At 44.7% G+C, this 15,190-nt stretch carries 9 protein-coding genes; all 9 read left to right on the top strand.

Annotated elements, in window-relative coordinates:
- Positions 1 to 18: 18 nt before the first annotated feature.
- The 9 genes from HQN90_RS31560 to HQN90_RS31520 all read left to right on the top strand — a co-directional run bounded on the left by HQN90_RS31560 (position 19) and on the right by HQN90_RS31520 (position 15,177).
- Complete coding sequence (locus tag HQN90_RS31560; protein ID WP_173226540.1) at positions 19 to 1,161, top strand: glycoside hydrolase family 88 protein; 1,143 nt, start codon at positions 19 to 21, stop codon at positions 1,159 to 1,161.
- 41 nt (positions 1,162 to 1,202) lie between these two features.
- Positions 1,203 to 2,732: a polysaccharide lyase 6 family protein gene (locus HQN90_RS31555; protein WP_173226538.1), complete on the top strand. Its 1,530-nt coding sequence runs from the start codon at positions 1,203 to 1,205 to the stop codon at positions 2,730 to 2,732.
- Between the two features lie 222 nt (positions 2,733 to 2,954).
- Positions 2,955 to 7,898: a chondroitinase-B domain-containing protein gene (locus HQN90_RS31550; RefSeq protein ID WP_246362941.1), complete on the top strand. Its 4,944-nt coding sequence runs from the start codon at positions 2,955 to 2,957 to the stop codon at positions 7,896 to 7,898.
- A gap of 173 nt (positions 7,899 to 8,071) precedes the next feature.
- Positions 8,072 to 8,863 (top strand): ABC-2 family transporter protein, encoded by a 792-nt coding sequence (locus HQN90_RS31545; protein ID WP_173226534.1) that lies wholly within the window; start codon positions 8,072 to 8,074, stop codon positions 8,861 to 8,863.
- A 1-nt stretch (position 8,864) separates the two neighbouring features.
- The gene (locus HQN90_RS31540; RefSeq protein WP_173226532.1) at positions 8,865 to 9,668 is read left to right on the top strand and encodes an ABC transporter permease; all 804 of its coding nucleotides are present in this window, start codon (positions 8,865 to 8,867) and stop codon (positions 9,666 to 9,668) included.
- Positions 9,669 to 9,684: 16 nt separating this feature from the next.
- Positions 9,685 to 10,683 carry an ABC transporter ATP-binding protein gene (locus tag HQN90_RS31535; RefSeq protein ID WP_173226530.1) on the top strand — a complete coding sequence of 333 codons (999 nt, stop codon included), beginning with the start codon at positions 9,685 to 9,687 and terminating at the stop codon, positions 10,681 to 10,683.
- A 215-nt stretch (positions 10,684 to 10,898) separates the two neighbouring features.
- On the top strand, positions 10,899 to 13,154 hold the full coding sequence (locus HQN90_RS31530) for a helix-turn-helix domain-containing protein (RefSeq protein WP_173226528.1): 2,256 nt from the start codon (positions 10,899 to 10,901) through the stop codon (positions 13,152 to 13,154).
- Positions 13,155 to 13,359: 205 nt separating this feature from the next.
- The gene (locus HQN90_RS31525; RefSeq protein WP_246362935.1) at positions 13,360 to 14,274 is read left to right on the top strand and encodes an ABC transporter permease; all 915 of its coding nucleotides are present in this window, start codon (positions 13,360 to 13,362) and stop codon (positions 14,272 to 14,274) included.
- An 18-nt stretch (positions 14,275 to 14,292) separates the two neighbouring features.
- Positions 14,293 to 15,177, top strand: a complete 885-nt coding sequence (locus HQN90_RS31520) for a carbohydrate ABC transporter permease (protein WP_173226526.1) — start codon at positions 14,293 to 14,295, stop codon at positions 15,175 to 15,177.
- The last annotated feature ends 13 nt before the right edge of the window (positions 15,178 to 15,190 follow it).

Genomic DNA, 15,190 nt, shown 5'->3' with positions numbered 1-15,190 from the left:
AAGGAGGAGTTTACATTCATGGAAAAGCCAACAATAATTGAAAAATCAACAATAATTGATCCTGCATCTATCGATTTTTGGTGGAAAGGAGTGCAGAACAAGGTTGATGTCATGCTGAGCCGAGGGATTGAACTAGCGCCGCATGCAGCTCAGTCAGGGGCATATGACGGCTTAAAGCTTGATCAGTGGATCTCCGGATTCTGGCCGGGGATGCTGTGGATTCTTTATGATTTAACCGCCGAAGAACGCTATAAACTTGCTGCCTGGGATTGGGATATACGGATGGAACGTCATCTGCTGGAAGACAACCATTTTCATCATGATGTGGGGTTTCAGTATTTGCCCACCTCTGTACTCAAGTACAAGCTGACTGGAGATATGGACGGACGACGTCGGGGACTTGCGGCAGCCAATTTCCTTGCAGGCCGATTTAATTTGGCTGGGCAGTTTCTTAGGGCTTGGAATCGTGATATGACTGGCTGGGCCATCATCGATTGCATGATGAACTTGTCCCTCTTGTTCTGGGCTTCGGAAGAGCTGCAAGACCCGCGATTTTCTCAAATCGCCTGTGCTCATGCAGATACGGTTATCAAGCATATGATCCGTGGCGATGGATCGACTTGTCATATTGCTGTATTTGATCCGATAACTGGGGAATTGCTGGAGCACATGGGTGGGCAAGGCTTTGCACAGGATTCCTGCTGGTCCAGAGGGAATGCTTGGGCGTTATACGGTATGACTAACACCTATCGGTATACCAAGAAGGAGAAGTATCTGCATGCGGCTCAGCAGGTAGCTCATCATTTCCTCAGCTCGCTGCCAGAAGAAATGGTGCCTCCTTGGGACTTCCGGGCACCGGGTGCAAGCGGCGCGCCACGGGATACGTCCGCTGCAAGCATTGCGGCGTCGGGTTTGCTTGAGCTTGCCGAAGTCGTTCAAGCTGAGGACGCAACGAAGTACCGCTCGGCTGCTGAGCGCATATTGAAATCTTTATCGGAGAGATATGCGGCCTTCGATGAACCGCAGCATGAAGGCATTCTCCGTGGGGGAACAGGGCATAAACCGGCTGAGACGAATGTGAATGTCTCGTTGATTTATGGCGACTACTATTATGTTGAAGCTCTTGCCAAGCTGCAGGGTTGGAAGCATCGTGTGTTCTAAGCAGGCAAGTGAATGATAGAGAATGATGGAGGGGTTAGGATATGGGGGATCATATGGAAGTACGGCCGATGCTGACATACATAAAGGTTAGCACGGCTGCACAATTGCAGATGGCATTGGATGAAGCGATCGCAGGAAGCGTCATTGAGCTGCAAAACGGGATATATGAACAAAGCGGCCCATTCGTTGTAAAGGATAAGCATGGTTCGGACGGCATGCCGATTCGGATTGAAGCTGCTAGCTTAGGAATGGCTATTATTTCAGGTGACAGCTATTTGCACATTGAGGATTCAAGCTATATCGAAGTATCGGGGCTTATGATCCATAGTGGGATCGGCTCTACCTCGAGCGAACAGTCGCTTAGAGACAGAGGTCTATCGCACCGTATTTTGCAAGGTGTACATCCAGGAATTCAACTGCAGAGTTCTAGCCGAATTTCAATTCTTCGCAATACATTTGCCTTGAATGAGACCGGCCAGCCTTATCGCTTCCTCACGAATAAGGGTCCAGTATGGGGGTTGTATGGCATCGAAGACAGCTGCCGTTATGGCAGCAGCTATGATCCGAATGGAGCTGTATATAGCGGTCCGACCCCATATGAAGATGCTAAACTGATCACCGACAATGGAACGCACCGCCATTATATCCGAGTGGAGGGAGTGAGCAGCTACAACCGGATTGCTTACAATGAAATTGGGCCCAAGAGAGGCTTTGGCGCCGTTCTTATTTATGACGGAGAGGGGCATGGCGGACGAACGATCTCGCAGCATGATGTCATTGAATATAATCATTTCCATAGGATCGGCCCGCGTGTTACGAACGGATTAGAGGCGATCCGGCTCGGTTTATCGAGTCTTTCATTAGCGCCTGGTTACGTAACGATCCAATATAATTTGTTTGACGGTTTTGACGGCGAGGATGAGATTATTTCTGTGAAGAGCAGCGACAACATCATCCGCTACAATACGTCTCGGAATTCGTACGGGGGATTCGTCTCTCGACACGGTAATCGCAACAGCTTTTACGGCAACTTCTTCTTCGGTGACGGGGAAAAGCCGGGGATGAGCGGCTTTCGCATCTATGGCAACGATCATAAGATTTATGACAACTATATGGAGGGCTTGACGGATCAGGTGATAAGACTTGATGGCGGATCACATGATGGAGGAGCTGAAGGAAGCCTAAATCCTACGGTAAAGTGGATGAGTGGAGATGAGGAAAAGTCTGCGGTTCTGGAGGATCTTTCGCAAGAGGAGCGAACAGCGCTTCTGCGTGGGCATTGGCGGCAATATCATGTTCAGGTGTTCAATAATACGCTGGTGAATCCGGGGAATGATGCCAAATTCCTTGCTCTGGGCGGAAAAACCTATCAACCCGTGGGTACGAAGGTGTATAACAACTTGATTGTCAGCGATTCTGGAACGATGGTTTTTGAGTCAAGTGCGATGCAGCAGGCTGCGGCAAGCGAGCAAAGTCCAGCCATTAGCACTGACGAATACGATTCCGGTCATGTTGCAGCAATAAAACCGCTCACTGTAGATGATGTAGGACCTCGAGCTAGCCAAGTCTAGATATTTGTATTTTTGTATGAAATCGAAGTGCGCGTCTTTCAAAATTAAAGGTTGATTTAGATATTGATTAGTGGAATTTGAGAATTTGATGATACGTTTAAGGTTTTAAAGATGTATTATTTGTAAGGGCTTTCTTATGATGAATGCAGCTGCTTTTACGGTTTTCAGCAATGTTGCCTAAAAGCTTCATGATACAGAAGAGGTGATGAGAATTTGAGCAAGATGTCCAAAGAATTCATCGTGCGTTCGAAACGGGGAGTCAGCTTGCTGCTCGCAGCAGCATTAACATTTACTTGGTTGCCGCTAGGGGTATCCAACGTACATGCCGATAGCGCAGTGGCAGGAACACCAGGTGGTGTGGATGCCAATATGCTGAAATTGTGGCTGAAGGCGGATTCCGACAGCGTGACCCGTAGTGGGAATGGCGATATAACGGTATGGAAGGACAGCAGTCCGCAAGGTAATGATTTCATCAATGACGGGACGGTTGGCGATAAGAGTCCGAGGGCAAAGCCGAAGTATACTCCGTCCAATCCTGCACTGAATTTCCAGCCTTCGGTGCAATTTATTCGTTCAGCCAGTTCAGGCAGTGGAAGTCTTTTGTTGGACAAAAATGGGTTATTCAACCAGAATGAGTCTGTTGAACATGCCAGTGTATATATGGTTACTGGCGGGATATCGTTATCGAATCAGACGTCGCAAATTTTTTATGAAAATTTGCAAGGAAACGGAGTGTTCGGCGCGTATATCCCCTATTATTCCGGCACTTCGCAAGTCTTGTGGGATTCGGGAGCTACCCTATCTGGAAATCCACGACTCACGACAGGCTATTCAATCCCTCCGCTTCAATACAATAGTTGGGGGTTTCAATATGAATCGCATCCTGCCGTTTCCAGTGCTGTTTACCAAGCGATTACGCTAGATGGGCAAACGATAGCCAAATCAACACAGGCCCGCCTCGCAATGGTTGGAAACGGAAGCAACCCGATGTCTCTCGGTTCTGCTGTCAAGGGAGGATCCGGCTATGATGGACAAATTGGCGAGATGATCGTGTTTGGCGATACGCTTACAGAAGATCAGCAGAATCAAGTGCAAACATATATGGCGCTTAAGTTCGGAACGCCGCTGAAGGGGAAGGATTATGTATCGGCAGGCCCTTCGCCGATGGTCGTTTGGCCAACGGATGCCAATATGGCTTATGGCAATAACATTGCAGGTATCGCCCGCGATCAGCAAGGAGCATTGGCGCAAGCAACAAGCCGGAGCAGCGAAGGACAAGCCTCTTCGCAGGTCATCATTACCGCTAAACAAGCTTTGGCGGACAAACAGTACCTGCTCTGGGGCGATAACGGAAGTTTGGCTCCTTCTGTGCCCTACGGTGCGGACTTCAAGCAGTCAGCGCGGACATGGAAAGTCCGAAATACGGGCAATGTCGGAACTGTACAAGTTGCTTTTCCAGCAGCAATGCTTCCGCTAGGCGGCTTGCTGCTAACGAGCGGAAGCAGCGATTTCAGCCACGCGGTTCCACTGTCATTAACTCCTGTGGAGGTGCATGGTGAAGCTTACTACGCTGCGGATACACAGCTCGCTGACGGATCCTTTTTCACCTTTGTGGAGAAAATGCCAGCCATCCAGTTATCTGCGCTCGATGTTTGGAACGGCAGCCAAAAGATCGGGATGAATATCCCCTTCGTGTCTTCCAAGATGGACGGGTATGAGGTCATTGTTCCACAAACAGCCGATTCCATCCGTTTAGCCATGCAAGTCAGCGGCGGTATTTCTACGGCGGTGACCTTGACGAACCTTGAAGGGGTGAATCAGCCCATAAGCGATGTTGCCAGGGTTCATCTCGCGCCGGGCAACAACAAGCTCACGATCCGATTATCAAACGGCGATGCGATGAATACGTACACGCTGCAAGCCTATCGGCTATCCGCCAAAGGAACGAATGGCCAAGTGCCGATGAACGCAAGTACGGTTACCGCTAGTTCCTATCAGCCGAACACGACGAATATTCCCGCGAATGTCGTGGACGGTGTTTGGAATAATGATGTCCGTTGGTCGGCTTCCGGACAAGGGGAGTGGCTGCAGTTCGATATGGGTCAGCCTGAGAAGGTTACCTATTTGAACATTGCTTTCCTGAGCGCGATCGACCGTCAAAGCAATTTCGAAATTATAGGCTCCAATCAAGCGGATTTCCAGAATCCGACCGTGCTGCTGCCTAAACGAAAAAGTAGATTGCTCAAAGTCGAAGATGATATTATGCAGCCTTATGTGCTGACTACTCCGGCAGAAGTTCGATATCTGCGGTTGGTCGGATATGGAAATACGGCTTCGGGCAGCTCAGGCAATTGGAATAGTATTACCGAAGTTGAACTTTATACGGGCACTGCACCCAAGGTGGATGAACCTACAGAGCCAAGTGGTCCTCCGCAAGCAGGTGATAGACCCGTGGAACCCCTCCCTCCGGTACGGGTGGTGAAGGTCAATTCCGCGGAAGAACTGCAAAATGCGCTGGATCAAGCTGCTAAAGGGACGACGATTGAATTGCAAAATGGTACGTATCAACAAAACGGCCCATTCGTTATCAAAGATAAGGCAGGCACGGCTGCGCTTCCGATTCGTATTGTCGCTGCTGAACTGGGGAAGGCCGTTATCGCTGGCGACAGCTACATGCATTTGGAAAATGCAAACTATATTGAGGTTGAAGGACTTACGTTCCACTCCGGTGGCGGATCGGATACTGGGGAGGATACGCTGCGGAGCCGAGGCGTTCCGGAAGACAGGATCGCAACGTTGAAGGGACTGCACCCAGGTGTGGAACTGTATGACTCCAGCAATGTCTCCCTTGTGCGCAATACCTTTGCCTTGGATGAAACGGGGCAGAAATATCGCTTTACGAAAGCTGAGAACAGCGTCAACAAACCAATTTGGTGTGTGATTGGCGTTGAAAATAACTGCCGTTATGGCAGCACCTATGATCCGAACGGAGCTGTTTATACGGGCGAAACGTCGCATTCCCCGAACTCGGCGCTGCTTACGGACGGCGGAACCGACCGGCATTATATTCGGGTGGAAGGCACCAGCAGCCACAATCGGATCGCTTACAATGACATCGGTCCGAAAACCGGCTTCGGCGCAGTGATGACATATGACGGCAAGGATGCGGTTTCGCAGTACGATGTGATTGAATATAATCACTTCCATGATATCGGTCCACGGGTAAGCAACGGATTGGAAGCGATCCGCCTGGGGCTTTCCGGGCTATCTTTGGCTCCTGGACATGTTACGATTCAATACAATTTGTTCGACGGTTTGAACGGCGAGGACGAGATCGTTTCGGTGAAGAGCAGCGATAATACGATCCGCTACAACACCGTCTTGAATTCCTATGGAGGCATGGTAGCCCGGCACGGTCATCGCAACAGCTTTTATGGCAATTTCATTATCGCAGATGGCAAGAAACCTGGAACGAGCGGTTTCCGTCTCTATGGGAATGATCACAAGATTTATAATAATTACATGGAAGGACTTACGGATGATGCCATTCAGCTTGATGGCGGAACGGAAGATGCGGGGCCGGAGGGAGGCACGAACCCAATTATACGTTGGGGCACTGGGCCGAACGACTTCGCGGAACTTAGGAGCCTTTCCCCAGATAGGCAGCAGGAGTTGCTGCGAGGGCATTGGCGGCAATATAATGTGCAAATTTTCAATAATACAATCGTAAACTTAAGCAATAAAGCATCGGCCGTCAAAATTGCTCAGCGCACGTTCCAACCAACGGGAACGCAAGTTTATAATAATGTCATTTTCAGTAACGTAGGGACGATATTCAATGAAACGAAAGATATCACGTCCGCAGGCCGACCGACTTATGTCGGCAACATGGTCGATGGTCTCGCTGCTGTGGCGGCGAATGCGACTGTCGTTAGCGCCACTTACAAAGGTGATCTGAAGCTGGTCCGTGGCAGCGACGGTCTGATTCGCTTGTCGCCGCTAAGTCCCGCGGTTGATAGCGCCCAAGGTCCATATGTTCCTTTGGACGATATGGATGGTCAAAGGCGGACGCATACTCCCGACGCTGGTGCAGATGAGTACGACCAGACAGCCGTTCCTACACTTAAGCCGCTTACGGCTGCTGATGTCGGGCCATCTGCAGGCAGGAACATGCCAGAGGAAGAGGGCAAGCCGGAGTTAAGCAGCCTTCAGATCAGCTCCAATCTGACACTTACACCAGTCTTCCGCTCGGATATTACGTATTATACGGTGATGGCTCCGACTGGAATTGGCAACCTAACAATTACGCCGGCTTCCTTAAGTCAGAAGGCTGACATTCAGGTGAGTGTAGACGGCGCTTCGACGCAGTCAGTAAGAAGCGGCAGCGAAAGCGGGCCGCTGGCGATTGCAGAAAGCGGCAGTGTTGTTCTGATTGATGTGTCGATGCCGTCGGGCATTCATAAAACGTATACGATGATGATAAAACGCCCGCAGACAAACAATTCGTCTTCATCGAATTCTTCATCGGATTCTTCATCTGGGTATAATCCAGCGCCTTTGCCTAACCCGGTTCCTGAACCAACGATTCCACAGCCTTCAAAACCGACGGATTCCTCAACCTCAGTACCAACGCCGGAGACTTTTGTAGATGTGCCGAAACATTGGGCATCGGAAGCTATCAGCAAGGCTGCTGCCAAGGGCATTGTGAACGGCTATTCAGATGGTAGCTTTAAGCCTGACGAACCGATGACGAGGCTTCAATTCGCTGCCATGCTAGTTCGTGCTCTGGGCTTGAAGCCGGAACCAACGAAGCCGGAATTCACGGATGAGGCGAGTATTCCGGCATGGGCGGCGGGAGAACTAAGCGCTGCGTTGAAAGCAGGCATTATCCAGGGCTATGAAGACCAATCTCTGCGCCCTAATGAGGCAATAAATCGAATCGAAATGGTTGCCATGTTAGTAAGGGCATTGCCACAAAGCGAGGGAACATCAGCAGCGGCTTCGTTTAGCGACAGTTCTCAGATCCCCTCATGGGCACTGCCGTTAGTTTCGCGGGCTAACTCACTAGGTCTAGTTGATGGCCGGGAGAATCATGCTTTTAAACCGTTTGACGTGGCGACGAGAGCGGAAGCCGTCACGGTGGTTATGCGTATGTTGGATCGCTAGGGTTGTATGCAGCAGGTTGGCCTTTTAGGGGGCCGGCCTTGCTGCATTTTTTATTGATTTTCAATATTGAAGATTGATTTTAGATTTTGACCATTCATCTTTGGGTTTAATTAAGTTACGATGTTTGTACCCTTTGGGAATCATTGGAATAAGAAATAGTAGGAGGCTATCGAGTGGGAGTATACCTAGAGTTCATTAAAATATCATTTTCTCAAAAGTTTGTTTATCGAATGAACTCCTACATAAGTGCCATCAGTTCACTCATTAAGATGTTAATCCTAATCAGTATATGGACAGCTTTATTTAAAGGACAATCGGCTATTAGCGGTATTCAATTAACGGATATGATTAATTTTGTCATCGTCAATTCAATAATTGGTTCGTTGATCTATTCAAATATTGCTAATGAGATCGGGAGCAAAGTCGTTGATGGTTCTATAAGCACCGACTTCATCAAGCCAATTCATTTTAAGTATTACATATTTGCCAACCAAATCGGCGAGAATTTGTACATGCTCGTCTTCAATACAGTACCAGCGATACTGCTTATTATTATTTATTCGGGATTTACATGGCCATATCAGACTAATAGCCTTTTATTATTTTTTATTAGCCTGATTAACGGTTTTATAATTATCTACTACTTCAATTATATTTTGGGATTAACTACGTTTTGGATGACGACTTCCTTTTATATTGATTGGTTTATGAAGGCGTTTTTTCAACTCTTTGCAGGTACTTTTGTCCCCCTGTGGTTTTATCCAGATTTTTTATTATACATTAGCAAAATGCTGCCTTTTCATCTTGTCGCATTCGAGCCAATTGCCATACTTTTGGGGAAATTGTCTTGGCATGAGTCTATCAACGTTATTTGTACGCAATTTGTTTGGATCATTCTTTTGATCATCGTGGAAAAGTTAATTTGGAACAAAGTTGAAAAAAAAGTGATCGTCCATGGAGGCTAAAATGAGTCGACTGCCGCTATATTTGGCATTTATCAAAATTAAGCTAAACGGAGTGGTAGAATATCGGGGTGCATTTTTGCTCACCTCTTTCTCCAAAGCATCCGTATGGGTAACGGAGTTTCTACTCATCTATATTCTCATCTCCAAGTTCAAACAAATTGCTGGATGGGGAACATACGAGGTTATGTTTTTATATGCATTAAGTTTAGCTTCATATTCCTTTGCTGGATTTTTTCTGTTTCATCCATGTATGAAACTAGCATCACGCATCCAAAGCGGAGAATTTGATGAAATTTTAACAAAACCAATTAATCCTTTTTTATATTTAGTATGCAAAGAATTCAGTACCGGGTATTTTAACAATGTGATTGTTGCCATCGGTGTTATCATCATTTGTTTCAACAAACTTCAAATCACATTAAGCGCAATGAATCTATTGTTCCTTGTCATCGTATTAATTGGAGCTACTCTCATACAAGGCGCAGCATTTCTGTTTACTTCTGTGCCCGCTTTTTGGATAACGAACAATAATGCATTAATTGACCTATTTATGTTTGATTTAAAAAGGTTTATCCAATATCCAATATCTGCGTACAGCAAGTTCCTGCAGGTGTTATTAACCTTATTGTTTCCTTATGCATTCATCAATTTTTATCCAGCGCAATATTTTCTCAAAAAAAACGATTTCCTAATGTTTCATCCATTGGTTCAATTTCTTACTCCGATTATCGGTATTGTGTTATTTACTCTGGCACTTCTGTTTTTCTTCAAAGGGATTAAACATTATAACAGCACTGGGTCTTGATGAAAGGGATGAGAATGTGGCTTATATTGAAATGGAAAATATTTGTAAAGAATTTAAAGTGTATAAAAGAAATTCAAGTTGGACCAAGACGTTAAAATCTTTATTTATTCGTGAATTTGAAACAAAGGTCGCTATTCAAAACATAAATATTAGCATTGATAAAGGAGAGCTTGTTGGATATATCGGTCCAAATGGGGCTGGTAAGTCGACTACGATCAAAATCTTAACAGGTATTTTGACACCAACTTCTGGAATTGTTCGCGTTGATGGGAGGGTTCCTCACGAAAATCGAGTGAAAAATGCGGAGAAAATGGGCGTAGTTTTCGGACAAAGATCTCAATTGTATTGGGATTTGCCAATGACAGAGACTTTTCAACTGTATAAGAAAATGTACCGTATTGAAGAGCGACAGTTTAAATCAAATGTAAACCTTTATGTGGAGTTGTTAGAGATGAAGGAATTTATGAATCGACCGATTAGACAGTTAAGCTTGGGACAAAAGATGCGAGCCAATTTGGCGGTTGCTCTTCTACATGATCCTGAAATTATATATTTAGATGAGCCTACAATTGGACTTGATGTTGTAGCTAAAAGTCGTATTCGACGTTTTGTGAGGGAATTAAATAAAGAAAAAGGTACGACAGTCCTATTAACCACTCATGATATGGACGATATTGAGCAAATTTGCAATCGAATCATCATGATTGATCATGGGCAGAAAATATTTGACGGATCCATAGGGGAATTAAAAGACTTATACAGTGAAGGGTATATGTTAATCGTGGATTTTGCAGAAGACAATGTATCACTTAATGATTCTCGATTGAGGGTTATTAGTGAAGAGGGACCGAGAAAAACGATTCTCATCAATACGAATGAGATCACAATTGCTGAAGCTATTTCTAAAATCACTACTGGCAATAGTATTGTTGATTTGCATATTAAGGAACCTAACATTGAAAGAACAATTGAGAGATTATATGAAAATAAGGAACGGGAGACGGTACAAGCTTGAAAATTTCATCGGATTGGCTCATAAGAAGGGCGCACAGTTTTCACAATGTGGCGCCCTTTTTATATCGTTCTGATGGCAATTTAAATGATTACATTCTAAAGGATAGGTGTTTATTTTGTACAGGGGTATAAAACATTCACCTGTTGGATTGTCGTGATACTAAGCATAATGAGAGGGATAAGTTCATGTCACAATCCAAAGGATGAATGTATTCAATGATGATGAAATCTACGATATACAGACGAAGGGTTATGACGGTTTTTAATCGATATTTGTTATCATTTACTTTGCTTCTTTTTTTGCCTATGCTTTTTTTGGGATTTACAGGGTATTATCAATTATCAACGATTGTGGGGGACGAAGTTGAGAGAAATAATCAGTCGCTTCTCAATAGCTTCCAGTTCGAGGTTGATTACAAACTAATTTTGATGAATAAAATTGCCAATCAGATTACGGAAACCCCGGAGCTGTCACCTTATATACTGACACAGGACATGTTTAGTGCGTATCAAGGAAAAAAAATACTGGAAGGTAAGGTTGTAGATGACAGTATTCGTGAAATTGTTCTCCATATTCGCGGATCGGAGAAGTTATATTCGTCCCTTAGCACGTATAGTGTCAAAGACTTTGTGAGTCATTTTTATCACTTTTCCGAATGGACCGAAGCACAGTTTCATGATGATTTGAACCATATCAACACAACGATGCTTCGTCCAGCAGAGGACGTTAGGATGGAGGGGTTGCCCCTACAACGTCTGATTACTTATATCGTGCCTATTCCGATGAGGAACCAAAACCCGTATGGGACGGTCTTGTTTGAACTGAAAGAAGACACATTACTCAAAGGGCTTAATCCAGATCAGCTGCTGCCGAATGGCAACGCGATGGTTTTCGATCAAGCAGGCAAGGTCATATCGGCTTATAAACAATTGGATTCCTTGATATCCGTCGACGTCTACAAGCAAATCGCAAGTGGAGAGAACAAACGGCATATTCAAGAGTTTCAAGATCAAAAGTTTGTTGTTTCGTTTCAGAAATCAACGCAAAGCGGTCTGACTTATGTCATCATGCTGCCTTACAATTCAGTCGTTGCGCCAGTTCATCAAGCTATCTTGAAGTGGATGAGTTATTTGCTATTCATTTTGATTATTGGGTGCGCTTTCATTTACGTTGTTATGGTATTTAATTATAATCCAATTAAAAAGCTAGCTTCACTCGTAGAAGCCATTCGAGGTCAATCGATTCATAAAACGAACGTATTCGAAGCAATTGGCAGTGTTATCAACGATATCACGGATTCGAACCGAACCTTGGGCCGCAAGTTGGAAGAAAATCGTTCAGCGGTAAGAGACCATTTTCTGGGCAGTTTACTGAAGGGAGAATTTCAGACACTGGACGATGTTAATGAACGGGGCAAGGAAGTAGGCATTGCTTTTCCTTTTCCAGATATGACGGTAATGATCCTAGAAGTTCCTGTTTCACAAGTGATCTATAAGGAAAAGTTGATTGCAGAAGTGGAGCAGCAGTTCGGAGGAGATGCCGTGGGACATGTAAAGATCGGCTTAGAAGAACGAAGAGCGATTTTTATTTTGTCTTGGGGAGGCACTTCAGAGGATAGAAGGCTGTGGTTGAACCGTTTGCATGTTCATTTGAGTATCACGTATGTCGTACCAATTACACTGGGTATCGGAAACAGTTATAGGGAAATGTCGCAAGTGGGGCGTTCCTATTTAGAAGCATCAACGGCGATAGACTATAAGATGATCAAAGGGAATCAGCGAGTTATTTTCTTCGATGACTTAATGGCCCATGATCATGCAGATTTGTTAAATCCCAGACGTATTCTGGACGAATTGGAAATCGTTCTGCAGTATGGTGAAGCATATCGGATTACCAAGGGTGTCTATCAAATCGCCATGAAAATTAAACAAAGCGGCATGACTCTGTTTATCGCCAAAGAGCTTTGTTATGACATGATTCATAAGTTTATTACGTTCATGGAAAATAGAAGTCCAGGAAGCTCAAGCGATCGCTTGCCGGACATATTAGCGTTGACCGACTATACGACGTTAGATGAAATTGCTGACTTGCTCACAACCGCTTGTACAGCATTATGTGATTCCCTTAATCTGCCAAAGTCGGCATCTCCTGCCGTAATGATCGACCAAATTAACCAATATATTATGCAATCCTACAGCGAATATGATTTCTCCGTACAAAAGATTGCCGAGCACTTTTCTCTCTCCTTGTCCTATCTGAGCCGTTATTACAAAGAACAGACAGGTCGAACAGTCATGGAATATTTGAAAGAGGTAAGGATCGAACAAGCCAAACGGTTGCTTCGACATACAAACAACTCGGTTAAGGAAATTGTACAACAGATAGGCTATTATGATGTATCGAGCTTTATCCGTACGTTCAAACAGCAAGTCGGTTCAACACCTGGTGAATACCGAAAACAAGACAAGTAGGTAAGAAATATGTTGAAAACAGCATATGTGCGGGTCAAATTCGACATATCAGGTTGAAATGGGGTAAATCATAAATTTCGCATAGGTAGAATGGCGATCTCACTTATATACCTACTGTCGTGTGGATGATTAAATGACATGTATGAAGGCGCATTCATTTCTAGGTCGTACATCATAAATAAGATCCAGCGGAGGTGAAAACAAAATGTCATTACAGTCGAAAATGATTAAAAGAATCCTGCGTAACTATGATTTATACTTGCTTTTACTGCCGACGCTTGCCTATTTTATTATTTTTCATTATGTACCGATGTATGGCGTGCAGATTGCATTTAAAAATTTCAATCCGGTTAAAGGAATCATGGGCAGCCCTTGGGTTGGCTTCGATCATTTTGAAAGGTTCTTTCAATCGTATCAGCTGGAAACAATTATTAGAAATACGCTGGGTATCAGTGTATATGAGATGCTCGTGGCATTCCCTGCCCCAATCCTATTGGCGCTAATGATTAACCAATTGACAAACGAGCGTTTTAAACGTTTTGTGCAAACGGTTACATATGCGCCGCATTTCATCTCTACCGTTGTTGTTGTTGGAATTGTGTATTTGCTCCTGTCTCCCAAAACAGGTGCAGTGAACAGCCTGTTGGCTGTATTCAAGATCGAGCCCATCTTTTTTATGGGCAATGCGGACTGGTTCAAGACCGTGTTCGTCTTCTCCGGTATTTGGCAAAATATAGGCTGGGGAACGATCATCTATCTTGCCGCACTGACGTCAGTCAATCCTGAATATCATGAGGCAGCGGTTGTCGACGGAGCAACGAAGCTGCAGCGCGTCTTCCATATCGATATCCCGGCGATCATGCCCACGGTCATCATCATGCTGATCATGAACATGGGCCATATGATGAGTGTTGGTTTCGAGAAGGTGTATTTGATGCAAAATCAACTGAATATCGATGCGTCAGAGACGATTCAGACCTACGTTTATAAAGCGGGACTTGTCCAATCGCAGTACAGCTATTCAGCTGCCATTGGTTTGTTTAATACCGTTATTAATTTCATCTTATTAATCAGTGTGAACAAAATAGCGAAATCGTTAAAACAAACGAGCCTATGGTAAAAGGGCGGAGGGAAATCTATGAAGCTGGCTAAAAATAGGACGGATATGACCTTCGACGTAATCAATTACTCGTTGATTGTGATTCTGCTCTTGCTTGTTATGTACCCGCTTTACTTTGTTGTAACAGCTTCTGTGACCAATCCGGATGTAGTTTACTCTGGGAAGCTGTTGTTTTTACCTCAACAATTAACATGGGATGGTTATAAAAAACTGTTTTCCGATGCGACGATTTGGATTGGCTTTAAGAATTCGTTATGGTACACGGTTACCGGAACGATGCTGAATGTCGTGCTGACAGTGATGGCCGGCTACGCGCTTTCCAGATCAGATTTGGTTGGAAGAAATGCCTTCATGTTTCTGCTTGTATTTACGATGTTTTTTGGTGGCGGACTTATTCCAACCTACCTACTGGTCAAGGATCTAGGCATTCTGAATACAACATGGGCGATGATCCTTCCGAATGCGGTTTCCGTATTTAATGTCATCATTGTTCGTACATTTTTTCAATCGAACGTGCCAGCAGAGGTGCTCGAATCGGCCATGATTGATGGTTGTTCGAATGTGAAGTTTTTTGTTAAAATCGCAATTCCTTTGGCGATGCCGATTGTGGCGGTGATGGTGCTCTTTTATGCCGTAGGGCATTGGAATTCCTATTTTCAGGCGTTAATTTATTTGAAAAGCAACGGTATGCAGCCCCTGCAAATTATTTTGCGGAACATACTGATCATGAATGAAGGCTCTGATTTGCAGAATTTACTAGATGGCTCGCAAGAGCAGCAGAAAAAGCTCGAACTGATGAAATACGCGATTATTATTGTTTCCAGTCTGCCTATGCTCATCTTGTATCCTTTTCTCCAAAGATATTTTGTTAAAGGCGCGTTAGTCGGCTCTCTAAAAGGATAGTCGCGGATTTCAT

This window comes from Paenibacillus alba, from assembly GCF_013204855.1.
Classification (GTDB): domain Bacteria; phylum Bacillota; class Bacilli; order Paenibacillales; family NBRC-103111; genus Paenibacillus_E; species Paenibacillus_E alba.
The sequence above is the reverse complement of the archived record's forward strand: the minus strand, read 5'-3'. Positions and strand labels throughout refer to the sequence as shown.